This window comes from Bradyrhizobium sp. BWA-3-5, from assembly GCF_032917985.1.
GTDB lineage: Bacteria > Pseudomonadota > Alphaproteobacteria > Rhizobiales > Xanthobacteraceae > Bradyrhizobium.
This window is the reverse complement of the sequence record NZ_CP136626.1, coordinates 20,490-44,117: the sequence shown is the minus strand read 5'-3', so window position 1 is coordinate 44,117 and position 23,628 is coordinate 20,490. Positions and strand designations below refer to the sequence as shown.

Below are 23,628 nucleotides of genomic sequence, written 5' to 3'. Positions count from 1 at the left end.
TCAGACCCCCGTCGATGCGAGGTGGACCGCGTTTTCAATGCGCTGGTAGCAGCCGCAGCGGCAGATGTTCCCAGCCATCGCTTCGCGTATCTGGTCGTGATTGGGTTTTGGATTTTCGATCAGCAGCGCCGCGGCCTGCATGATCTGGCCGGCCTGGCAAAAGCCGCATTGCGGGACGTTCAATTGACGCCAGGCCTTCTGCACCGCGTGATCGCCGGTCGGATGCAGGCCTTCAATGGTCGTGACTTCGCGGCCGACCACATCGGAAACCGAGGTGATGCAGGCACGGGTGGCCTGCTTGTCGACGATCACGGTGCATGCGCCGCACAATGCCTGGCCGCAGCCATATTTGGTGCCGGTCAGGCCTGCCTCATCTCGGAGAAACCAGAGCAGTGGGAGATCCGGGTCTCCATCCCAGTTCCGTTCCTGACCATTGATCTTCAATTTGATCATGACATGCCTCGCTCTTCATAAGCTGTTGGTGTCGGGAGCGAGGACCAGTTCCCCCGGAAGATCAGCACATGATCCCAAGCGAAACGACCCCGCTGAGAAACTGCAGGCTCTGCACTTCAATGTTTGTTGAATATCTGCGTCGCGCCCGTCCTCCTTTTTGAATTTTTCTTATTCAAAAGAGGGTTGCAGAAAACTACAACAATGCGGCGCGAATAGAATTCACAATGCCTTGTTTTGCTTTTTGTAAAAACAGGTCTCCCGCGAGGTGAGACGCGCGCTGCAAGCGAGCGGTCAGCCGATCCGCCGAAACCGCAAATAGCTCGTGACACGCCCTTCGCGCTCGGCTTTTCGGCCGTAACGCGTCATGGTGTAGCCGTCCCACGGCAGCTTCCAGTCGCTGGCGCGCTCGGCGGTCCAGCGGAAATCGGAACTGCGCATCATGTGCGCCAGTGTCCAGGCGCAGTAATCGTCGATGTCGCTGACGAAGCGGAACTCGCCGTCCTTCTTGAGGATGCGCGCCATGGCATTGACGGTAGCGTCCTGCACGAAGCGCCGCTTCCAGTGCCGCCGCTTCGGCCAAGGATCGGGATGGATCAGGTCGATCCGAACCAGCGATTGCGGCGGGGCCCAGGCGAGCAGCTCTGCGGCATCGCCTGCGTAGAGTCTGACATTGCCGATATTGTGCGCCTCGATCTGCGTCAGGATCTTCGCCATGCCGTTGACGTAAGGCTCGCAGCCGATGAAGCCGATATTCGGAAAGGACTGCGCCTCCGCAATCAGATGTTCGCCGCCGCCGAATCCGATCTCAAGCCTGACATCGTCGACACCGTCATCGAAGAGATCGGCAAGCCGCGCCGGCGCGCTTGTTCCGATATCGAGCGACAGATGCGGCAGCAGATTGTCGATCAGGTCGGCCTGGTGGATGCGAAGCTTGTGGCCCTTGCGGCGGCCGAAGAACGAGCCGCGTCCATGCACCGACGCCGCCCCATCCGGCGGCGCGTCGGCATCGCCGATGTCGCGCGGAGCGGTCATCATCGCAGCGTCTGGTACAGCCGGTAGAGCAGCCGCGCCCGCGGCTCGATCGAGGAGATGTACATCTGCTCGTAATGGGTATGCGCGCCTTGGCCGTCAACACCGAGCCCGTCGAGCGTTGCGGTATGTGGCGCGGTGAAGTTGCCGTCGGAGCCGCCGCCGGTCGACATATCGACGAGATCGAAACCAATTTCGGCAGCGAGCGTCTTGGCGTGCTCGTAGAGCGCGGCGCCCGAATTGCTCTTCTCATAAGGCGGGCGGTTCAACTCGCCGATCACTTTGACAATGACGCCCTCGGTGCGCGGTTTCAGATTGCGGATCTTGGCGACGAGCTCCTCCGAATCTGACATCGTCGGCACGCGCATGTCGACTTCGGCATAGGCTTCCTCCGCGATCACGTTCGGCCGCGTGCCGCCGCGGACCACACCGACATTGACGGTGATGCCGCGCTTCGGATCGTTCATCGCCTCCAGCGTTTGAATGACATGGCCGAGCTCGCGGATGGCGCTGCGGCCGTCCTCGGGCCGCGAGCCGGCATGCGAGGGCACGCCCTTGATGAAGACCTCGAAGCGGCCGACGCCCTTGCGTCCGGTGACGATCTTGCCGCCGTCGCGCGCCGGCTCGGTCACCAGCACATATTTCGCCTTTTTCCCCTCGGCCTCGATCAGTGCGCGCGACGTCGGGCTGCCGATTTCCTCGTCCGAGACGTAGAGCTGGGTGATGCCGAGCGGCGGCCGTGCGCTTTCGGCGCAAACCTGCCGGAATGCGTGGTAGGCGAGATAGGCGCCGCCCTTCATGTCGTAGATGCCGGGACCGAAGGCGCTGTCGTCCGCAATGCGGAACGGCAGCCGCTCGATGAAGCCGATCGGATGCACCGTATCGAGATGGCTGAGCACCAGGATTCCCGGTGCGTCCTGTCCCCAGGACGAGCGCGCCAGCAGATGATCGCCGCAGCCGGAATGTCCGGCGATCCGCTCGACCGTCGCGGGCAGGCCGCGATAGCCCTCGGCGACGAGGGCGGCGAGCTTGTTGACCTGTTCGGGGGCCTCGGTCGGGGTCTCGATTTCGACCCAGCGTCGAATGCCTTCAAGGATCGGTGCGGGATCGAATGGATTGGATGTCGTCATGACGTATCCGATACGTCGTCATCCCCCGATGTGCAATTGCACATCGCAAGCGGCGCAGGTAGGCACCGGGGAATTATGGCATATTCCAGAATACGAAATTATCAAACGGGCAGTTGAAACGGGAAGCTGACAGGATCAGCGTGGATCAGGCCCGTCTCGTGATGCGATCTGTTCGACCAGCTCGACGATCGAGCGCCGCATTTTCGAATCGGCGATGCGCGTAAAGGCGCGTGTCAGTGCCAAGCCCTCTGATGTCGCGAGGAAATCCGACACATAGGCCGGGGAGGCGCCTTCACCGAAGCTGTCGCCGTTAACCGCGCCGCTCGGTCCGCCGTCGAACAGAAACGACACCGGCACTTGCAGGATCTCCGAGATCTGCTGCAGGCGGCTGGCGCCGACCCGATTGGTGCCTTTTTCGTATTTCTGCACTTGTTGGAATGTGAGGCCGAGCGCTTCGCCCAGTTTTTCCTGGCTCATGCCCAGCATGATGCGGCGCATCCGGACGCGGCTCCCGACATATTTGTCTACGGGATTAGGCGCTTTCGTGGACATCCTGCATCACTCCTGGGATTGCGCGACGGGAATGAGGCAATGGAAGCGCAATGCCTCAGGCGCCGGTACCGTCAAATCCTGCTCGGAGGATCGGGTCAAATTACGGACGATCTGAGCAACGAAGTTGACTGGTTGTTGTTCTTGGCTTGCAACCGCAGAAAGCGAATTGCAGGCTGTCTGTCAACTGGTGGAACCAGGCACGCGACGTTTTTTAGTAAACCAGTGCCAACTTGCTACGCGTAAATCTCAGGCAGCGTGCTTCGTCGTGCGGCGTCTGACGATGAACAGCAAGGCAGCCGCCACAATCACCGCCGCGGGGATATCTCCAAGACGAGCATAAATCGTCGGCGGCAGTGCGGACGGCAGGCTGGCGTCCAGCACGCCGTCAACGCCGAGATCAAGGCGTGCCACAATTCGTCCCGCGGGATCGATCACGGCCGAGATGCCGGTGTTGGCCGCGCGCACCATCGGCAGGCCTTCCTCGATCGCGCGCAGTCGCGCCTGCTGCAGGTGCTGGTAAGGGCCGGTCGAATTGCCGAACCATCCGTCATTGGTCACATTGATGATCCAGCCGGGACGCTCGTCGCGCGCTGCAACATTTCCGGGAAAAATCGCCTCGTAACAAATCAACGGTAGCGCGGGCGGTGCATCCGGCACTTCGATGGTGCGGCGCCGCGTGCCGGGAATGAAGCCGCCATGCACCTTGGTCAGCTGCACGAAGCCGAGCTTTTCCATCCATTCCTGAAACGGCAGATATTCGCCGAACGGCACCAGATGCAGCTTATCGTAGACTGACAGCACGCCGCCGTCATGGTCGATCGCATAGATCGAATTGTAGGCGCGGGTGACGCGCATCCCGGGCGGCCCGTCGGGGGCGCGCACCGAGCCGGTCATCAGCACGGTGCCCTTGGGCAAGAGTTCGGCGATCTGCGCCATCGCGTCGGCTTCCCGTGTCAGGAAAAAGGGGAAAGCCGATTCCGGCCAGATCAGGATCTGCACGTCGCGCACGCCGGTGGATTGCGGTCCCGAGGCGCGATCGGACAGCGCGAGGTATTTCTGCATGACCTCGGCCTTGGCGCCGTAGTTGAATTTGACGTCCTGCTGCAGGTTCGGCTGCATGATGCGCAGCTTCACCTTGGTCAGGGCGGTCGGCTGCAGCGACAGCCGCACCGCGCCGAAAATGCCCATGGCTACCAGCAGCGCGAGCGCGGCAACCGGTGCGATCCAGGGCTTTCGGCCGCGCGAGGAGCCGTCGATCAGCACGGCCGGACTGGCAAAGATCGCGACTGTGACGAAGGTCATGCCCCACAGCCCGATCAGCGAGGCGGCCTGCGCCAGCGCCAGAGGTTCCGACAGCGCGTAGCCGAAGGCGTTCCAGGGAAAGCCCGACAGCACATGGCCGCGCAGCCATTCGCTGACCGTGAGCCCGATCGCAAGCGCCAGCAGCCGCGAGGCATCCCGCGTCCAGAGGAGGCGCGCCAGCGCGAAGCCGAGCGCGGGAAACAGCGCGAGATAGGCCGGCAGGCCAAGCACAGCGAACGGCATCAGCCAGGCAAAGGTCGGTGCATCCACCAGGAATGCGTTGCCGATCCAGTAGAGCCCGGGCACGAAATAGCCGAGCCCGAACCAGAAGCCGGACATCGCCGCGGCCGGCACGCCGCCCGATTTTCCGGCCGCCGCGCCGTCGATCAGCCAGACGGCGATCGGAAAGGTCACGAACAGCACCGGCCACGCGTTGAACGGCGCCATCGCCAGCGACGACAGCGCGCCGGCAGCCAGCGCGATCACCGCGCGCTTCCAGCCCCAGGCCAGGATGATCGACAGTCCCGTGAGGCGGAATTTGCTGGAGAGATTCACTGCGAGCCGGCTCCATCGCCGGAGGCCGGCGGTGTGTTGTCATTGGTCGGCGACACGCCGGTGTCGGGCGTGGGCTCGCGGCGGCTTCGGTCGCGCGTTGTGCGCGGCGTCGGACGTTCTTTTCGGATTCCGATCCGCAGCCGCTTCACCCGCCGCGGATCGGCGTCGAGCACTTCGATCTCGAAATTCCCGGGGCCGGCGATCACCTCGCCGCGCACCGGCAGCCGTCCGACCTGGGAGACCAGATAGCCGCCGAGGGTGGCGACCTCGTCACTGGCTTCGCCGGTGACGAATTCCTCGCCGATCATCTTCCGCGCATCCTCGAGGCTGGCGCGAGCATCCGCGATGAAGGTGTTGTCGCCCTGCCGCACGATCGACGGCGGCTCGTCGCTGTCGTGCTCGTCGTCGATCTCGCCGACGATCTGCTCGACGATGTCCTCGATCGACACCAGCCCGTCGGTGCCGCCATATTCGTCCACCACCAGAGCCAGATGGATGCGCGAGGCCTGCATTTGCGCGAGCAGGTCGATCGCCCGCATCGACGGCGGCACGTAGAGCAGCTTGCGGATGATGTTGGCCTCGGCGAGCGGCATGGCGAGGTCGACGGCGCGCAAATCGAGGCCCGCCGGAAACGGCTTTTTCCGTTTCGGCTTGTCGGTCTCACCGACGCGCGCCTTTGCGGTCATGAATGCCAGCAGGTCGCGGATGTGAACGATGCCTTCGGGATCGTCGAGCGTTTCGTTGTAGACCACGAGCCGTGAATGCGCCGCGCTCTCGAACAGACTCATCAGCTCACCGAGCGGAATGTCCCGCTTCACCGCGACGATATCGGCGCGATGCACCATTACGTCGGCGATCCGCCGCTCGTTGAGGTCGAGGATGTTGCGCAGCATGGTGCGCTCGATGGCGGAAAAGCCGACATCGTCGGGCGTGGAAGCATCGAGCACGACCTGAAGATCGGCGCGCACCGATCCGGACTTCCAGCCGAACAGCGTGCGGATCGCCCGCAGCAGCCAGTTCTCTGCCGGCGGCCGCAGCACCTCGCCTTCCTGTACCACGACCGGCAGGTTGGGCGTGTCGCGCGGGTTATCCTGTATTGGGTCGGAGTCCGGCATTTTAATCCATCCGCTCCCGGTCCGCATAGGGATCGGGAATGCCGAGCTGGGCGAGGATCTCCCGTTCAAGACTTTCCATCACCTCAGCGTCGGCGTCCTTCTCGTGATCGTATCCGATCAAATGCAGGAACCCGTGAACCGCAAGATGGCTGAGGTGATGGTCGAACGGTTTTTCTTCCTCATCGGCCTCTTTGCGCGTGGTCTGATAGGCGATGGCGATATCGCCGAGCATGCGCGGCGCGTCCGCCGGTGCGCTCGCGGTCGGCTGCAGCGCGGGGAACGACAGCACGTTGGTCGGCTTGTCGATGCCGCGCCAGTTATTGTTGAGCGTGCGGACGCCGGCATCGTCGGTCAGCATGACCGCCAGTTCAGCCTCACCGACATCGGCATCGGCCATTTCAGCGGCGGCGTTGATGGCGCGATGGATCACCGCCTCGGCATCCGGCTCGGTCTGCCAGCAATCGGCGACGACGAGAACTTCGGTGAGCGGAAGGACGGAGGACACGAGCGTTCCAGCGCTTTGCATTGCAATGTTCGGGTTACGGCCCGGGCCCGCCTGTAGCAGGTCCGGCGCCGACAATTTCTGGGTCAAGATTTTCCGATTGCCGGTTTCTGTGGCAATCCCTCATAGGCGGCGACGATCCGCGCCACCAGTTCATGGCGGATGACGTCTTCCGCGGTGAATTTCACCTGCGCAATGCCTTCGACATTGTCGAGCAGCTTGCAGGCCTCAGCGAGCCCCGAAGCCTGGCCGTTCGGCAGGTCGACCTGCGAGGGGTCGCCGGTGACGATCATGCGGCTGTTCTCGCCGAGCCGGGTCAAAAACATCTTCATCTGCATCGAGGTGGTGTTCTGCGCCTCGTCGAGGATGATGACGGCATTGGTGAGGGTGCGGCCGCGCATGAAGGCGAGCGGTGCGATCTCGATCTCGCCGGCCTGCAGCGCGCGCTCGACGATGCGCGCATCCATCAGATCGTACAGTGCGTCGTAGATCGGCCGCAGATAAGGGTCGACCTTTTCCCTCAGGTCGCCGGGCAGGAAGCCGAGCCGCTCGCCGGCCTCGACGGCAGGCCGCGACAGGATGATACGATCGACTTCCTTGCGTTCGAACAATTGCGCGGCATGCGCCACCGCAAGCCAGGTCTTGCCGGTGCCGGCCGGGCCGATGCCGAACACCAGCTCGTGGCGTTTCAGCGCGCGGATGTAGGAATCCTGCGCAGCAGTGCGGGCGCGCACCGGACGTTTGCGCAAATTGATGGTCTCGAATGTCGGCTTTGCGGTCTTGGCGTCGAACTCGAACAGCGAGCCCTGCGCGATCACGGCGCGGATCGCGCCCTCGACTTCGCCCTGCGAGAGATCGTGGCCCTGCAACGCCTGCGCATAGAGCGTCTCCAGCACGCGCCGCGCGGCGTCGCAGCCGTCGCGGGAGCCGGCGATGGTGATGTGGTTGCCGCGGGAATCGACGACGATGCCGAGCCGCCGTTCGATCAGCGCCAGGTTCTGGCCGTAGGGGCCGACCAGGGCGGAAGCGGCGCGGTTGTCGTCGAAATCGATGACGACCTGGGTCTCGGGCGGAATTTGCATGTCGCGATCAAATTTGCGGCTGGGAGCGAGCGAAGATGAATCCGATGCACTTTTTGGCAAGGGTTCAGGCTCCCAGCGTTTCTTGAGAAGAATGGGTCGTCTGAGCCGCGCGCGGCGCGGCGGGGCCGGCGAGCTCGCCGAGCAGGCTGTAACGCTCGAGGCTGTCGATCCTGACCGGCAGCACCTGTCCGATGATGTCTGGCGAGGCGAACACGTGGGCGGGCTGCAGATAGGCGGTGCGCCCGACGATCTGGCCGGGATTGCGGGCCGCGCGTTCGAACAGCACATCGACGGTGTTGCCAATCATGGCCTTGTTGAAGGCCGATTGCTGGCTGTCGATCAATTCCTGGAGGCGCACCAATCGCTCGTCCATTTCCGCCGCTGACACCGTCTCCTGCATGTCCGCCGCCGGCGTGCCGGGCCGCGGCGAATATTTGAACGAATAGGCCGCAGCGTACCCGATTTGCGTGACAAGCGCGAGGGTGGCAGCAAATTCTCCCGCGGTTTCGCCGGGGAAGCCGACGATAAAATCCGATGAAAACGCAATGTCTTGGCTGGCGGAACGGAAACGGTCGATGACCCGGCGATAATCATCGGCGGTATGCTTGCGGTTCATGGCGGCGAGAATCCGGTCGGAGCCGGACTGCACCGGGAGATGGACGAACGGCATCAGCGCCGCCAGATCGCGATGCGCCGCAATCAGGGTGTCCTCGACGTCGCGCGGATGGCTGGTGGAGTAGCGCAGCCGGGCGATGCCGTCGATTTCGGCAAGCCGGTGCAGCAGCTTGCCGAGCGGCCAGACGCGACCGTCAGGGCCCTCGCCGTGATAGGCGTTGACGTTCTGACCGATCAGGGTGATCTCGCGCACGCCGTTGTCGGCCAGCCGCTTCACGTCGTCGACGATCCTGGTGACCGGGCGCGAGACTTCCGCACCGCGCGTATAGGGCACCACGCAGAAGGTGCAGAACTTGTCGCAGCCTTCCTGCACGGTGACGAAGGCGGAGATGCCGCGCGCGCGGATCGCATCCGGTTTCGGTTGGGGCAGGAAGCTGAACTTGTCCTCGACCGGGAATTCGGTCTCCAGCGCGCGGCCCTCGCTTTTGGCGCGCGCCAATAGCTGCGGCAGATGATGATAGCTCTGCGGCCCGACCACGACGTCGACGGTCGGCGCGCGGCGGATGATCTCCTCGCCCTCGGCCTGCGCCACGCAGCCCGCGACCGCAATGCGCATGTCGCGCCCGTGACGCGCCGCCTCATCCTTGGCAACGCGCAGCCGGCCGAGCTCCGAATAGACCTTCTCGGACGCCTTTTCCCGGATATGGCAGGTGTTGAGGATGACGAGATCGGCATCCTCGGCGCTTGCAGTCTCGACAAAGCCCTCGCTGGCCAGCGTGTCCACCATGCGTTGCGCATCGTAGACGTTCATCTGGCAGCCATAGGATTTGATGTGCAGCTTGCGCGGCGGCTTCATGGAACCTTAAAGGGGTGGTGGAATGGCGCCCTGACGGCGGCTGGGGCTCAAATATAGCCTAAACGGCCAAAAAGCCAGTGTTTGAGGCAGTCATTCCGGGGCGCGAAGCGAACCCGGAATCTCGAGATTCCGGGTTCGATGCTGCGCATCGCCCCGGAATGACGGGAAAAACGGATGCGAAAGTATTTGCGGCGAGGATGCCGCGAGATCAGTCTCAGTCCGCCTTGCCCCATAAATCGAACAGTTCGGGCGGCGGGACCTCGACCCACTCATTGCCGAGATTGATCCGGTAGGGCGTGCCTGAAGATGCGGACAGGCGCCACAGTTTCGGGTCGACCGGGCGGCTATGGCGCGCACCCATCGCGCGACCGGTTCGAGCGCCGCCGCCTGTTTGGCCGGCGCCAGGGTAAATCCGCCAAGCATCACGAAGCGCAACTTCCTGTCGGCGGCGAGCCGTTCGAGGTCCGCGGACGTGAGGATCGGGTCGTCGCCGAGATATCCGCCCATCGCCATCACGGGCTGGCCGGTGGAAATGATCAGCGGCGCGGCGACATTGGCATTGGGAACCGCGACGAGAAAGCTCGCCGCCTCGCGATTGGCGGCCAAATAGCCCGTGAGCTTCCGGCGGGCCGCTTCCAGCCGCGATGTTCTCACCGCCGCCCGCTCGGTATCGGATTGCGCAAGCAACGCGGTCATGTTGGCGACCGGCGCGGCAACGTTCGGACGCCGCAGAACGAGGCTCGCGGCGGTCAGGACCGGTGCCGCGAGCAATGCGCCGATCGACGCGATCGCAAGCAGTCTTGCCGGACCGCTATTCTGGCGCGGAAGTGCATAAAGCACACCGCCGCAGATCGTCGCCGCTGCAATCGCTATCAGCCACGTGCGGCTGAGCCAGTCGGACCCGATCGTCGTCGTCGACTGTGCGATGCAGAGATAGGCTTGCCAGGCGGCGGTCGCCGCGACGGCCAGCGGAAAATATATCCGCTTGCCTTCTTTCCATTTCGACCACAGCCCGGCGACGGCGATGCCGCAAAATACGGCGAGCGGCGGCCCGAGCACGGCGACGTAATAGGTATGAATCAAGCCGCCGGCAAAGCTGAGCACGATCCAGTACAGCGCAAGCCAGCCGGTCCATAGACCGGCGCTAATGCGCCGCGATGCCGGCGCGCCCACGCCCCACGCATCCGACCAGGCGAGCACGAGACCTAGAAGCGCGGGCGGCAGCAGCCAGGCGAATTGTGCCGCGGCCCTTGGGCGGAACAGGCGAAGAGGTCCGATCGGCGAGTCGTCGGTCAGGACAGGTTGCCGGACGGCAGTGCTCGCCGGCGTCGCTGCGTCAGGGACTGCCGCTTGATCGGCGGCCGTGGATCCGATGAAACGCGCCGCGCCGTTATGTATCAAGGCGAGCTCCAGCATGGAGTTATGCCGGGTGCTGCCCGCATAGGGCCGATCGCGAACCGGTGTGAGGTCGAACAAGGCCGCCCATGACAGCGAGACGATAACAAGGACGACGCCGGCGATCGCCTGTCGCTGGATGTGCCACAAAACCGGTGCTGCCGGGCGGGCGAGGCTGAACGCCAGGGCGACGACGGGAGCGAGCACCAGCGCCGCTCCCATCTTGACGTTGAAGCCGATGCCGATCGCCGCCATCGCGGCGCAGAAGAGCCCAAGCCGGCCGGTCTCGGCGGCGCGCATTGCGAGCCATACCGCTGCTAGCAGCACCAGGATGAGGCAGCTCTCGGTATTGTTGGAGCGATCGACCGCAATGTTGACCGGGCTGAGCGCCAGCGACAGCGCGGCCATGGCGCCTGCCGTGCTGCCCCAGACCCTCTGCACGAGCATGTAGAGGAGAACGATTGCGGCCAATCCCGCCATCACCTGGGCGAGCAGGATCGAAAGCGCGCCAAAGCCGAGCAGCTTGGCGCTCGCGACCTGCAGCCAGATCGCCACCGGCGGCTTGTCGATCGAGACAAAGGCCGCCGGATCGAACGAATTGAAGAAGAAATTATGCCAGCTATCGAGCTGGCTGCGCACGGCCGCGGCGTAATACTGCCGGCCGAACTCATTCTGCGAAAGCTGCCAGGTGCGCGCCAGCGCGGCCAGCGCCACAATGAGCGTGAGCGGCACGGCCTGCTTCAACATCCGGCTGTCGGGTGATTTCAGAATGCGCCGCTCCCCTCGCGCAGGCTCGTCTGAAACTATCACCTGCGGATTCCGCGGCCAGTTAACTCGCGGCAAGGTTGCTTGACCGACGTCAGGAGTGACGCCGGGCGTCTACCACGTTGGGCTCCGCTAGCCGGCCTTTCGACCGAGGCGTGCAATCAACTCAGGCAACTCTCGCATATCGTCGAAGATCACGGTCGCCCCGGCGTCGTATAGCCTCTTGCCATAACCTTCCCGGCAATGGCTGCCGCCATGGAAGCCGAGAACGGGCATGTCGGCCGCGACCGCGGCGGCGATGCCGGCGACGCTGTCCTCGATCACGAGGCAGCGTTCGGGCGGAACGTTCATCTGTCCGGCCGCGAACAGAAACAGGTCGGGCGCCGGCTTGCCGTTGTCGACCTGCGAGGCCGAAAAAATATTCGGCGCAAACCGGCCATGGAGCCTGGTGCGGCCGAGGCTGATCTGCATGCGTTGATGCGATCCGCTGGATGCGACGCAGACCGGTTGGCTTATGGCATCGAGCGCGGCGTGAATGTGGGGCACGGCTTCGAGGTCAGCCTCGAACGTCCGGTACAGCGTGTCCTGCAGCTGCAGATGAAAATCATCCGGCAGCGCGCGGCCGAGTTCCGCCTCGACTTCCGAGTTGGCCTGTTTGGTCGATCGGCCGAGGAAGCGGTGAAACACCTGCTCGGCCGTGATCGGATAGCCGTGGCGCGTCAGCGTCTGCGCATGCACGCGGCATGAAATGACCTCGCTATCGACCAGCACGCCGTCGCAATCGAAGATGATGAGGTCGAAGCTCACGAAAAATGATTCACAAAACTTAAGCTTTGTCTTCGTCGAGCGGCACGCAATACAGCTCCAGCCGGTGATCGACCAGCTTGTAGCCGAGCTTGCGGGCGATTTCGGCCTGCAGCTTCTCGATTTCTTCCGAGGTGAATTCGATCACCTTGCCGTCGCGCAGATTGATCAGATGATCATGATGGCTGTCGGGCATCTGCTCGTAGCGCGCGCGGCCCTCGCGGAAATCGTGCCGCTCGATGATGCCGGCATCCTCGAACAGCTTGACGGTGCGGTACACCGTCGAGATCGAGATCTTGTCGTCCACCGCGACACAGCGCCGATAGAGTTCCTCGACATCGGGATGGTCGACCGAATCCGCGAGCACGCGCGCGATCACGCGGCGCTGTTCGGTCATGCGCATGCCGGTGGCGGCGCAGCGCGCCTCGATGCCGGTATTCTTTTGCGCTGACGAGGATTTCAATGCGGACATGGTCTCTGAACGCCTTGGGGAAGGTCGAAGTGTTTTGCCACCCCGTGCATCCTACGACAAGTCGCGCCGCATCAGAAGTGCGTTCAATTGCTCCCCGCCGGGTTGCTGATAATAGCGTTCCCGGCGGCCGATGACCTCAAATCCGGCCCATTCATAAAGCCGCCGCGCCGGCTGATTGTTTTCCTCGACCTCGAGGAACACCTTGCGCGCGCCGCGGCCGGCGAGATGACCAAGATGTGTCAAGAGCAGGTTGCGCGACAGGCCGCGGCCGCGCTGGGCCGCATCGATGGCGATCGACAGCAGCTCGGCCTCATCGGCACCGATGCGCGACACCGCAAAGCCGATGATTTTTTGTCCTAGTCTCAACCGGTGAACGAGGGTGTTACGCTCGGTCAGCATCACCTCGAATTCGCCTTCGCCCCAGCCGCGGTGAAACGATGCGCCATGCAGTTGCGCCAGGCGCTGCGCGTCGCGCTGGCCGGCCGGTTCGATCACCGCCTTGCCGCCGCCCCACCAGTCGGACAACCACTTCATCATGATCCTGATGGTGGCAATGCGCCGGCCAGTGGATCCTTTGGCGGCTTGGCGTCGGGCGCGCGCAGATAATAGGGCCGTGCGGGAGAGCTCTCCGGATTGACGGCCGCGCCGAGCCACGCGACCCAGGCAATATCGGGCGCCGCCTGTTGATCGACCTTGAACGGCGGCACATCCGCCATCCAGCGCTCCGCCAGAATCTTCGCCGCATTGCCGACCAGATGCGGGGTGCCGAAGCGCGCCGCATCGAGCGCCTCGGCGATCGGCGCCACCTTCGGCTTGATGAGCGAGCGGCCGTCGCCGCCGAGCGCCTGAAAATAGACGTGATCATGCCGCGCATCGATCGCCGATATGACGGGATGTTCGCTGTTCTCGCTGACGATGGGGGCGGCAAACGCGGTGAGCGTCGTCACGCCGACGACCGGCTTGCCGGCGGCAAGCGCGATGCCGCGGGCGGCGGAAAGGCCGACGCGCAATCCGGTGAAGCTGCCGGGACCCGTCGTCGCGGCGACGCGGTCGAGCGCGGCAAAGGAAACGCCGGACGCTTTCATCACCCGCGCGATCAGCGGCATCAGCGCCTCGGCATGGCCGCGCTTCATCGATTGCGATTCTTGTGCGATGACGCCGCCCGCGGTGTCGAGCACGGCCGCGGCGCAGGCATCAAGCGCGGTATCGATGGAGAGGATGAGCATGAGGAAGGTATAGCAGACGCGTGGTCAGGCCGTCATGTGCTGCGGCTGCGTACGAGGCTGTCGTAGGGTGGGCTGAGCGAAGCGGGCCCACCATCTTTGTCGTGCTGATGCGCGGTGGGCACGCTTGCGCTTTGCCCACCCTACAGCATCAACTCACATCGGCCGGACTTCGACCACGTTAGGCACGAAGTGCCGCAGCAGGTTCTGGATGCCGTGCTGCAGCGTCGCGGTCGAGGACGGGCAGCCGGCGCAGGAGCCCTTCATGTTGAGGTAGACGACGCCATCCTTGAAGCCGCGGAAGGTGATGTCGCCGCCATCATTGGCGACCGCCGGCCGCACCCGCGTCTCGATCAGGTCCTTGATGGTCGCGACCGTCTCGGCATCCTGCTCGTTGAAGAACTCGCCTTCCTCGTCGGAGGCATCGTCGCTTCCTGCGCTGCCGTCGGCGAGCAGCGGCGCGCCGGACATATAGTGCTCCATGATGGCGCCGAGGATCGCGGGCTTGAGGTGCTGCCAATCGCCGTCCTTCTTGGTCACGGTGACGAAATCATAGCCGTAGAACACGCTTGAAACGCCGGACACGCCGAACAGGCGTTCGGCCAGCGGCGAGCGGGCGGCGGCTTCAGGAGAGGTAAATTCCATCGTGCCGCTGTCGAGCACGGTACGGCCCGGAATGAATTTCAGCGTGGCGGGATTGGGCGTGGCTTCGGTCTGAATGAACATTGGTTTTCTCCGGCGTCGCCGGTTCAAGGCCGGCGCGTGGGGTCTCCATAGCAGATGGCGACGGGGCGCGCACGATCAAGGGCAGAAATCAGTTACTTTATAAAGGCATAGGTCCGGGCTGAGCGGCAGAAAAGCATGGGTCCCGGCTCTGCGTCGCGTCATTGCATGCCGCGCCGCGTCCGGGACACGTGAATCATGCGCCGTCCTCCGTTCCCCGGACGCAACGCAGCACGGAGTGATGCGTTGCTGAGCCGGGGTCCATGGCGCCCTAAGACAGCCCGTCGATGTCGGAATCGCTGAGGTCGCCGGGCACGATGACGACCGGAATCGGGAAAGAGCCCGCGACCTGGGCCATCATGCTGATCAGCGGCCCCGGGCCTTCCGGGCCGGGATTGGCGGCGAGCACCAGCATGGAAATATCGACGTCCTTGTCGATTACGTCGAGGATCTGGGCGGTCGGGTCGCCTTCGCGAATCACCCGCTCCGGGGTGATCGCGGCGATGCCGTTGGCGCGGCCCGAGGCGCGGTCGAGCGCCTCGTTGGCGGCTTCCTCGGCCTCGGCGCGCATGATGTCGGCGACCCCCAGCCATTGCTGGTTCTGGTCCTCGATCGCGATGATGCGCAGCATCACCACGCCGCCGCCGACGCGCACCGCCCAGCGGCTGGCGTAATACACCGCGCGGTCCCATTCCGCGGTGTCGTCAACAATGACAAGGCATTTTGGCTTGTGACCCGTCTCGTAGCTTCGTCGCTGGGTGGTCATGCATGTCCCGGTGCTGCGCCAAACCGACGCATGCTGCCACGGCGCTGATACGTTCGACAAGCGGTGTCGCAGTTCCGCAATCGTGTGGCGAGGAATTCTTACCCTCCCCTGGGAGGGGGAGGGTCGGCTCACATTGAGCGTAGCGAAATACGAGACGGGGTGGCGTGATCTCTCCTCACGGGCACCGTTGGATGGGGAGAGACCGTCACCCCACCTCGGTTCGCATTTCATGCGAACCGATCCTCCCCCTCCAGGGGAGGATGGAGATCCTACCGCTTCCGGATGAAACCGACGATGTCCATCGTCCTGCGCATGGTTTCATCGGCCAGCACGCGGGCGCGGTCGGCGCCGTCGACCAGAATGCTATCGACATGGCCGGGATCGGCGACCAGCCGCTTCATCTCGGAGGCGATCGGCGCGAGTTTGGCGACGCAAAGTTCCACCAGCGCGTTTTTGAAGCTGGAGAACTGCCCGCCGCCGAACTCCCTGAGCACGTCGGCTTTGCTCTTGTCCGACAGCGCGGCATAGATGCCGACGAGGTTGTCGGCCTCGGGGCGGTTCTCCAGGCCCTTCTCCTCCGACGGCAACGGTTCCGGATCGGTCTTCGCTTTGCGGATTTTCTGCGCGATCAGGTCCGCATCGTCGGTCAGATTGATGCGCGAATTGTCCGACGCGTCGGACTTCGACATCTTCTTGGTGCCGTCGCGCAGGCTCATCACCCGCGTCGCCGGTCCCGTGATGAACGGCTCGGGCAGCGGGAAGAACGCGCCGTCGTTAAAGCCATGGCCGCGGATCGAATCGCCAAAGTCGTTGTTGAATTTTTGCGCGATGTCGCGCGAGAGTTCCAGATGCTGCTTCTGGTCCTCGCCGACAGGCACATGGGTGGCGCGATAGAGCAAAATGTCCGCCGCCATCAGCACCGGATAATCATAGAGCCCGACGGAAGCGTTCTCGCGGTCCTTGCCTGCCTTCTCCTTGAACTGCGTCATGCGGCTGAGCCAGCCGACCCGCGCCACGCAATTGAAGATCCAGGCGAGCTCGGCATGGCCGGCGACCTGGCTCTGGTTGAACACGATGTGCTTCTTCGGATCGATGCCTGATGCGATGAAGGCCGCGGTGACCTCGCGGGTGTTGCGCGCCAGCTCGGTCGGGCCGCCCCAGACGTCGACGCCTTGGGTGATCGCGTGCATGTCGACGACGCAATAGATGCAGTTATGGGTTTGCTGCATCTTCACGAAGTTGACGATCGCGCCGAGATAATTGCCGAGATGCAGATTACCGGTCGGCTGCACGCCGGAGAAAACCCGTTCAACAAAGGCCATTGGTCAGCTTCCCCAAGGATCCCGCTTCGGATGCCTGTTTCGCGCCGTCGTTTGCCACGCGGGAGGTAGCAGTGCAAGCCGTTAAGGCCCGGTTCGCCTCAAGGCGTTAACCGCCTCGCGCCAGCCGGTGACGCCGAAAAGCTGCAGAAACAGGCCGTAGGCCGCGATACCCGCCGCGATCACCCCCAGCAGCAGGACGGCCTGCACGAGGCCGTGCGCGCCTGAGGCGAGCGCCGGCAGCGACCGGGCCAAAAGCCAGAGAACCGCGCCCATCGTGAGTGCCGCGAGCACGATGCGCGGCAGCCGCCGCCGGGCGTTGGCATCGATCGAGAATCCGAATGTCGCCGCGCCGCGGCTGATCAGGCGGAGCGCCATGCTCCAGGCGCCGAGCGCAATCGCCGCGGCAATACCGTCCGCACCGTACCAGCGGCCAAGCAGGAATGCGGCGGCGACGGCGAGCCCGACGCCAAGCGTTGCTGCAACCAGCGGCGTCATCGTATCCTCGCGCGCAAAGAACGCCGGCGACAGCGCCTTCACCAGCACATGCGCCGGCAGCGCCAGCGCCAGCCACGCCAGCGCACGGGCGGTGGCGCGTGCATCATCGGCGGTGAAGGCGCCATGCTCGAACAACAGTCGCACGATCGGCTCAGCCAGCACCATCAGCCCGAGCGTCGCCGGCAGCGCGAGTCCAACCGCGAGTTCCAGCGCGCGCGATTCCGCATGCGCCACTGCCGTGTGATCTTCGCCACGCACCGCGCGCGTCAGCTCCGGGATCAGCACCGTGCCCATGGCGACGCCGACGATGCCGAGCGGCAGCTCGACCAGGCGGTTCGCGAAATAAAGCCACGACACCGCCGAGGGCGAGGATGAGGCAATGATCGCGCCCGCGACCATCAGAAGCTGCGGCGCGCTGGAGGCCATCATGCCCGGCGCGGCCTTGCCGACAAAGCCGCGGATCTCCTGGTCGAAGGAGATGCGTAGCGGCGATGCCAGCGCCTCACCCCGGCGCAGCACCAGCACGGAAAGCTGCAGCAGCCCGGCAATGCCGACGGTGGCGGCAATCACTTGCGCCGCGCGCGCCGCGTCCGCGCGTGCCGCGAGCAGCACGGCCATCACCACGATCAGCGCGATGTTGAACAGCAGCGGCGAGAACGCCGTCAGCGCAAACCGTCCCTGCGCATTCAATAGCGCCATCATCACCGTCACCGGCCCAGCGAAGGCAAGGTAGGGCAGCATCAGCCGCGCATTGTCGGTCGCAAGCTGCAAGGTCTCGCGCCCGACAAAGCCCGGTGCCAGCACGGCGATGACCAGCGGCATCACGAGCGCCAGCAGCGCCGTCGCCACGATCAGGAGACAGGCGATGGTGCCGAGCACGCGCCCGGCAAACGCCGCCGCCTCCTTGGCGCCGCCGCGCTCGCGCACCTTCAGCCACGCCGGCACCAGCGCCGCATTCAGCCCGCCCTCGGTGAGCAGCCTTCGCACGACATTGACGAGCTGAAACGCCGTCAGAAACGCATCCGCCACCGCGCCCGCGCCGAGCAGCGCCGCCAGCACGGAATCCCGCGCAAAGCCGAGCAGCCGCGACGCCAGCGTTCCCGTGGATACCGTGACAATGGAGCGGATCATTGGGAGGCTGTATAGCAGCGAGAAGCAAACAAACACTACCGGCGCTGCCGCTTCCCCCTCTCCCCGTTCTTACGGGGAGAGAGTAGGGGTGAGGGGCTCTCCGCAGATGCGGTGGTAGATGAGTGCGCGGAGATTCCCCCTCACCGGGAATTCTAGCGAGCGCTTGAATTCCGACCTCTCCCCGCAGGCGGGGCGAGGTTGGGCACCTTCTCTTGCTGCCGCGCCCCCCGCCGTGCTAGCCCCAGCCACCCGCAAACCCCGCACACAGGCCGCCACGAATGACATCCGCAAAATACGACGTTCTTGGAATCGGCAACGCGATCTTCGACGTGCTGGTGCAGACCGATGAGGGTTTTCTCGCGCGCCACGGCATGACCAAGGGCGGCATGGCGCTGATCGACGGGGCGCGGGCGGCGGCGATCTACAGGGATATGGGCCCGGCGACCGAGATGAGCGGCGGCTCCGGCGCCAACACCATCGTAGGCCTGTCCAGCTTCGGCGCGCGCGCCGCCTTCATTGGCAAGGTCAAGAACGACCAGATCGGCGGCCTCTACATCCACGACATCAGGGCCGCTGGCGTCGCCTATGAAACCAAGGCGGCGGAAGCCGGCCCCGCCACCGGCTGCTCCTACATCCTGGTGACGCCGGACGGTGAGCGCACCATGAACACCTATCTCGGCGCCGCGCAGGATTTGAACCCGTCCGACATCGATGAGGCGCAGATCGCGGCCTCCCGCATCGTCTATCTCGAAGGCTATCTCTGGGACCCCAAGAATGCCAAGGAAGCCTTCGTCAAGGCCGCCACGATCGCGCATCAAGCCGGCCGCCAGGTGGCGCTGACGCTATCGGATTCCTTCTGCGTCGATCGTTATCGCGACGAGTTCCTCGATTTGATGCGCAAGGGCACCGTCGACCTCGTCTTCGCCAATGAGGCCGAGCTGCATTCGCTGTACCAGACCTCCGATTTCGACGGCGCACTGCAGCAGCTCCGCAGTGACGCAAAACTCGGCGTCGTCACCCGCAGCGAAAAGGGCTGCGTGGTGGCAGCCAAAGACGCTATCACCTTAGCCCCCGCATTCCCGATTCAAAAGCTCGTTGACACCACCGGCGCCGGCGACCTCTTCGCCGCCGGCTTCCTGTTCGGCCTGGTGCGCGATGCCAGCCACGAGATGTGCGGAAGGCTCGGCGCGCTGGCGGCGGCGGAGGTGATCCAGCACATCGGCGCCCGGCCGCAGGTGTCGCTAAAGGAGCTGGCGGGGCAGAACGGGCTGACGGTTTGAGTTGCTCTTCACCCTCATGCTGAGGAGGCCCGAAGGGCCGTCTCGAAGCACGAGGCCAAGCTGGTGCCATTCATCCTTCGAGACGCGAGCAAGAGCGCGCGCCTCAGGATGAGGTCTCAGAAATCTCACGCCGTCTTCGCCGCCTCCAGCCCCAGCTTCGCCTCCACCGCTTCCCGCATCAGAAACTTCTGAATCTTCCCCGTCACCGTCATCGGAAACTCGTCGACGAACTCCACGTAGCGCGGGATCTTGTTGTGGGCGATCTGGCCTTGGCAGAAGGCGCGGACGTCCTCGGCGGTGAGGGTTTCGCCGGGGCGGGTGCGGATCCAGGCGCAGAGTTCTTCGCCGTAGCGCTCGTCGGCGACGCCGAAGATCTGCACGTCCTGGATTTTTGGGTGGCGATATAGGAATTCCTCGATCTCTCTGGGGTAGAGGTTCTCGCCGCCGCGAATCACCATGTCCTTGATGCGGCCGACGATGTTGCAATAGCCCTCGGCGTCGATCACGGCGAGGTCGCCGGTGTGCATCCACCCCTGCGCGTCGAGCACCTCAGTGGTCTTCTCCGCCTCATCCCAATAGCCCAGCATGACGCTGTAGCCGCGGGTGCAGAGTTCGCCGCGCTCGCCGCGCGGCACCACGCGTCCCTCGAGGTCGACGACCTTGACCTCGACATGGGGATGGATCCGCCCCACGGTCGAGACGCGCCGTTCGAGAGGATCATCGGTCGAACTCTGGAAACTGACTGGCGAGGTCTCGGTCATGCCGTAGGCGATGGTCACCTCGCCCATGTTCATCTTGCTGTTGACGCGCTTCATCACCTCGATCGGACAGGGCGCGCCCGCCATGATGCCGGTGCGCAGCGATTTCAGGTCGAAGCGCGAGAACTCCGGATGATCGAGCTCGGCGATGAACATGGTCGGCACGCCGTACAGCGCGGTGCATTTCTCCTTTTCGATGGTCTGCAGCGTCGCCAGCGGATCAAAGCCCTCGCCGGGATAGACCATGGCGGCGCCGAGCGTGACCGCGGCGAGGTTGCCCATCACCATGCCAAAACAATGATAGAGCGGCACCGGAATGCAGATGCGGTCCGCTTCCGTCAGGCGCATCGAGCGGCCGACGAAATAGCCGTTGTTGAGGATGTTATGATGGGTCAGCGTGACGCCCTTGGGCGAGCCGGTCGTGCCGCTGGTGAATTGTATATTGACCGCATCGTCGAACTGCAGCGTCGCCGCCAGCGCGACAAGCTGCTCGCGATGCCGCGCACCGCCCATCTGTGCCACATCGTCGAACGCGATGGTGCCCGGAGATTTCGGCCCGCCGATCTGGATCACCGCGCGCAGCTGCGGCAGCCGCGCCGATTTCAGCTCGCCCGCCTGCGAGGTTGCAAGCTCCGGCAGCAGCGTGTTCAGCATCTCCATGTAGTTGGAGGTCTTGAACGCGGTGGCGGTGACGATCGCCGCGCATCCGGCTTTTGCCAGCGCGAATTCGAGTTCGCTCAGGCGGTAGGCGGGATTGATGGTGATGAGGATGAGCCCGGCCTTGGCGGCGGCGAATTGCGTCAGCGTCCATTCCGGGCGGTTGAGCGACCACACCCCGATCCGCGCGCCGCGTTCGAGGCCGAGCGCGAGAAAGCCCGCCGCCAGCGCATCCACCCGTTCGGCGAATTCCTTCCATGTCCAGCGCACGCCATGGCTCGGCGAAACCAGCGCCTCGCGATCGCCCCAGCGCGCTGCGGCCTGATCGAGGCTGCGCCCGATGGTGTCGCCGAGCAGCGGCGCGTCGGAGGTTCCGCAGACATAGCTGTTGATGGTGTCGGTCAAATCACGTCTCCCGCTAGTGAGAGGAGGTCGTCAACGAGCGCCGGGGATCGTCCTGAAATAACATCATAATGATATCATGCAGATAGAGCTGGTTGCGGTGCGCCTACGGCGGGGATCTGCCATATGGCTGGGCCTTTGACGCTTCGCGCCAGGCTACTGTGCATGGGGTTGTTTTCGATATTTTTACCTGAGGGCTGCGTCGGCTCTGCGTTTGGGGCATGACGGGCGTTGCCGAGGCGAGGGCGGGCGACACGCGGACGCGTCGCCACCCTTGTTGTCCTTCACGCCGCCTTCTGCCCGCTGCCCACATCTAGCCCGGCGTAGACGCCGCGCTCGAAGCCCGCGAACGCCTCCAGGCACTTGCCATCCGCGAACGGCAATAGCTGCATCAGGATCACGCCGGCGACGTTGCGCGACGGGTCGATCCAGAAGTAGGTGTTGGCGAGACCCGCCCAGGCGAGGCTGCCGGCGCTGCGGCCCTCGGGCGTCTTGGCGGTGTTGATCAGGAAGGAGAGGCCCCACTTCTTGACGATGTCAGGATAGAGGTCGACGTCGTTGGTGTAGATCGGCGTCACCGTCGTCATCTTCCCCATCGAGAGCTCGCCGATGTGGTTCTGGCTCATCAGCGCGACCGTCTCGGCTTTAAGCACCTGGTTGCCGTTGCCGCGACCCTGGTTGAGGATCATCTGGGTGAACTTGATGTAGTCGCCGGCCGTGCCGTAAAGGCCGCCACCGCCCATGTGGAATTCCGGCGCCTGTTCGAGCTCGAACGGGATCGGCGCCAGCACGCCGCCTTCGCCGCGCGCATGCATGCCGACGAGGCGCTGACGCATCGCGTCGGATATCTTGAATGCGGTGTCGTTCATGCCGAGCGGCGCGAAGATGTTGTCGCGCAAATAGGCATCGAGCTTCTGGCCGCTCGCGGCTTCGACCGCCTTGCCGACGAAATCGATGTTGATGCCGTATTCCCAGCGCGTGCCGGGATCGGTCATGATCGGCAGCGTCAGCGCGGCGTTCTGGCAGGTGGTGATTGGCGGGGTGCCGGTCTTCTCCAGATATTGCGCGCAGTCGCCATTCCACATGTGGTAGGCGAAACCTGCGGTATGCGTCATGAGATGGCGCAGCGTGATCGGCTTCGATGCGGGCCGCAGTTTTGGTGCGCCATTGGCGTCAAACCCTTCCAGCACCTGCGGGTTCGCGAGATCGGGCAGCAGCCTGCCGATCGGCTCGTCGAGCGAGAGCTTGCCCTGCTCGACCAGCTGCATGCCGGCCGCGGTCGTGATCGCCTTGGTCATCGAGGCGATCCAGAACACGCTGTCGGCGGTCATGTTGTCGTCCTTGCCGAGGTCGCGCTTGCCGAACGCGCCCTGGTAGATGATGTCGCTCCCGGTCGCCGCCATCGCGACCACGCCGGGGATCTCCTTGGCCTCGCATTTTTGCCGCAGAACCTGATCGATCTCAGCTTTGCTTTGCATAGGTCTCCTCCCGCTTTGTTTTTATGGAAGTGGAAGATCATCCTCCCGGCGGCCTTATCCGGCAAGCGCGCGTCGACCGCCGGCGCAGATGTCGCGATCTCGTGATGGGCAATGGGGGTGGGCGAGCCTTGTTGGGGTGATCCGAAACAAAACTGCAACACCTTGCCGCTTTCAGCGATGGAGGAGCGGCAACGGCGGTGACCGGATTTACCATCCACGATAACGTGATGGTGCCAGCGATTCCCTTCGCCGATCTTTTCCAGTAAGGCGTTCAAATTCCAGCACAAACGTAGCGCGTTGGCTGGCTCAAATTAACCAAAATGGTTGTCTTTTCCGCTTGTGCAAAGGTGCGCAATGATTTCGACTTGGAGTGAATGGAAGCGCTATCCCCGCGCGGGGCGTGGCGAAAATATCGAAGCCCCGATCTCGCCCGGCATTTACGAAGTGCGCTACGCCGGCACCGGCGCGCTGCACTCGTTCGAGGCCGTCGACAACGTCGCCCAGGCGCTGGCGCTGCTGCCAGTCGGTTCCAAGTCCTGGTTCGGCCGCCGCGATACGGGGAAATTGCCCGATCTCGAATACCGGACGTGCGCGACCTCGAGCAAAGCCGCCGCCAAGGCCGCCGCCCAGCGCATGATCGGAAGGCGCGAGACCTATATGAGCGGCGCGGCCTGATTGCTGCCGTCATTCCGGGGCGACACGAAGTGTCGAACCCAGAATCTCGAGATTCCTGGTTCGATGCTGCCCATCGCCCCGGAATGACCGC

Annotated in this window: 22 protein-coding genes; 2 read left to right on the top strand and 20 right to left on the bottom strand. The window is 64.2% G+C overall.

Annotation, left to right across the window (positions count from 1 at the left end; genetic code table 11):
• The 18 genes from RX331_RS00185 to murJ all read right to left on the bottom strand — a co-directional run bounded on the left by RX331_RS00185 (window position 1) and on the right by murJ (window position 18,287).
• Window positions 1-453: a (2Fe-2S)-binding protein gene (locus tag RX331_RS00185; protein WP_283031221.1), complete on the bottom strand. Its 453-nt coding sequence runs from the start codon at window positions 451-453 to the stop codon at window positions 1-3.
• 291 nt (window positions 454-744) lie between these two features.
• Complete coding sequence (gene trmB / locus RX331_RS00180; protein ID WP_317258343.1) at window positions 745-1,485, bottom strand: tRNA (guanosine(46)-N7)-methyltransferase TrmB; 741 nt, start codon at window positions 1,483-1,485, stop codon at window positions 745-747.
• A complete protein-coding gene (locus RX331_RS00175) occupies window positions 1,485-2,612 on the bottom strand; it encodes a M20 family metallopeptidase (RefSeq protein ID WP_317254683.1) in 1,128 nt (375 codons plus the stop codon). The genes trmB and RX331_RS00175 overlap by 1 nt, the downstream gene beginning before the upstream one ends.
• Window positions 2,613-2,747: 135 nt before the next feature.
• The gene (locus RX331_RS00170) at window positions 2,748-3,164 is read right to left on the bottom strand and encodes a helix-turn-helix domain-containing protein (protein WP_317254682.1); all 417 of its coding nucleotides are present in this window, start codon (window positions 3,162-3,164) and stop codon (window positions 2,748-2,750) included.
• Window positions 3,165-3,410: 246 nt separating this feature from the next.
• Complete coding sequence (lnt, locus tag RX331_RS00165; RefSeq protein WP_317254681.1) at window positions 3,411-5,021, bottom strand: apolipoprotein N-acyltransferase; 1,611 nt, start codon at window positions 5,019-5,021, stop codon at window positions 3,411-3,413.
• Entirely contained in the window at window positions 5,018-6,136 is a 1,119-nt protein-coding gene (locus RX331_RS00160; RefSeq protein ID WP_317254680.1) for a hemolysin family protein, read from the bottom strand. The genes lnt and RX331_RS00160 overlap by 4 nt, the downstream gene beginning before the upstream one ends.
• A 1-nt stretch (window position 6,137) precedes the next feature.
• Window positions 6,138-6,641: an rRNA maturation RNase YbeY gene (gene ybeY, locus RX331_RS00155; RefSeq protein ID WP_410708057.1), complete on the bottom strand. Its 504-nt coding sequence runs from the start codon at window positions 6,639-6,641 to the stop codon at window positions 6,138-6,140.
• A gap of 83 nt (window positions 6,642-6,724) precedes the next feature.
• Window positions 6,725-7,720 (bottom strand): PhoH family protein, encoded by a 996-nt coding sequence (locus RX331_RS00150; protein ID WP_317254678.1) that lies wholly within the window; start codon window positions 7,718-7,720, stop codon window positions 6,725-6,727.
• A gap of 64 nt (window positions 7,721-7,784) precedes the next feature.
• A complete protein-coding gene (miaB, locus tag RX331_RS00145; protein ID WP_317254677.1) occupies window positions 7,785-9,191 on the bottom strand; it encodes a tRNA (N6-isopentenyl adenosine(37)-C2)-methylthiotransferase MiaB in 1,407 nt (468 codons plus the stop codon).
• 90 nt (window positions 9,192-9,281) lie between these two features.
• Window positions 9,282-11,396 carry an ArnT family glycosyltransferase gene (locus RX331_RS00140; protein ID WP_317254676.1) on the bottom strand — a complete coding sequence of 705 codons (2,115 nt, stop codon included), beginning with the start codon at window positions 11,394-11,396 and terminating at the stop codon, window positions 9,282-9,284.
• 87 nt (window positions 11,397-11,483) lie between these two features.
• Entirely contained in the window at window positions 11,484-12,158 is a 675-nt protein-coding gene (locus RX331_RS00135; protein ID WP_317254675.1) for an HAD family hydrolase, read from the bottom strand.
• A gap of 19 nt (window positions 12,159-12,177) precedes the next feature.
• Window positions 12,178-12,627, bottom strand: a complete 450-nt coding sequence (locus tag RX331_RS00130) for a Fur family transcriptional regulator (RefSeq protein WP_317254674.1) — start codon at window positions 12,625-12,627, stop codon at window positions 12,178-12,180.
• A 51-nt stretch (window positions 12,628-12,678) separates the two neighbouring features.
• Window positions 12,679-13,164, bottom strand: a complete 486-nt coding sequence (rimI, locus tag RX331_RS00125; RefSeq protein WP_317254673.1) for a ribosomal protein S18-alanine N-acetyltransferase — start codon at window positions 13,162-13,164, stop codon at window positions 12,679-12,681.
• On the bottom strand, window positions 13,161-13,853 hold the full coding sequence (gene tsaB / locus RX331_RS00120; RefSeq protein WP_317254672.1) for a tRNA (adenosine(37)-N6)-threonylcarbamoyltransferase complex dimerization subunit type 1 TsaB: 693 nt from the start codon (window positions 13,851-13,853) through the stop codon (window positions 13,161-13,163). Before tsaB ends, rimI begins: the two co-directional genes overlap by 4 nt.
• Window positions 13,854-14,006: 153 nt before the next feature.
• On the bottom strand, window positions 14,007-14,576 hold the full coding sequence (locus RX331_RS00115) for a NifU family protein (protein WP_317254671.1): 570 nt from the start codon (window positions 14,574-14,576) through the stop codon (window positions 14,007-14,009).
• 268 nt (window positions 14,577-14,844) lie between these two features.
• Window positions 14,845-15,339, bottom strand: coding sequence for a universal stress protein (locus tag RX331_RS00110; RefSeq protein ID WP_317254670.1), 495 nt, complete (start codon window positions 15,337-15,339; stop codon window positions 14,845-14,847).
• Between the two features lie 269 nt (window positions 15,340-15,608).
• The gene (gene trpS / locus RX331_RS00105) at window positions 15,609-16,661 is read right to left on the bottom strand and encodes a tryptophan--tRNA ligase (RefSeq protein WP_317254669.1); all 1,053 of its coding nucleotides are present in this window, start codon (window positions 16,659-16,661) and stop codon (window positions 15,609-15,611) included.
• An 81-nt stretch (window positions 16,662-16,742) separates the two neighbouring features.
• Complete coding sequence (gene murJ / locus RX331_RS00100; protein WP_317254668.1) at window positions 16,743-18,287, bottom strand: murein biosynthesis integral membrane protein MurJ; 1,545 nt, start codon at window positions 18,285-18,287, stop codon at window positions 16,743-16,745.
• 278 nt (window positions 18,288-18,565) lie between these two features.
• Between murJ and RX331_RS00095 the strand changes: the two genes are divergently transcribed.
• Window positions 18,566-19,567, top strand: a complete 1,002-nt coding sequence (locus tag RX331_RS00095; protein WP_317254667.1) for an adenosine kinase — start codon at window positions 18,566-18,568, stop codon at window positions 19,565-19,567.
• A 125-nt stretch (window positions 19,568-19,692) separates the two neighbouring features.
• On the opposite strand, the gene RX331_RS00090 is transcribed toward RX331_RS00095, so the two are convergent.
• Together RX331_RS00090 and RX331_RS00085 are read right to left on the bottom strand one after the other, a co-directional pair.
• On the bottom strand, window positions 19,693-21,387 hold the full coding sequence (locus RX331_RS00090) for an AMP-binding protein (RefSeq protein ID WP_317254666.1): 1,695 nt from the start codon (window positions 21,385-21,387) through the stop codon (window positions 19,693-19,695).
• Window positions 21,388-21,668: 281 nt separating this feature from the next.
• Window positions 21,669-22,862 (bottom strand): serine hydrolase domain-containing protein, encoded by a 1,194-nt coding sequence (locus tag RX331_RS00085; RefSeq protein WP_317254665.1) that lies wholly within the window; start codon window positions 22,860-22,862, stop codon window positions 21,669-21,671.
• 354 nt (window positions 22,863-23,216) lie between these two features.
• On the opposite strand from RX331_RS00085, the gene RX331_RS00080 reads away from it, so the two are divergent.
• Entirely contained in the window at window positions 23,217-23,537 is a 321-nt protein-coding gene (locus RX331_RS00080) for a hypothetical protein (protein ID WP_317254664.1), read from the top strand.
• Window positions 23,538-23,628 lie beyond the last annotated feature (91 nt).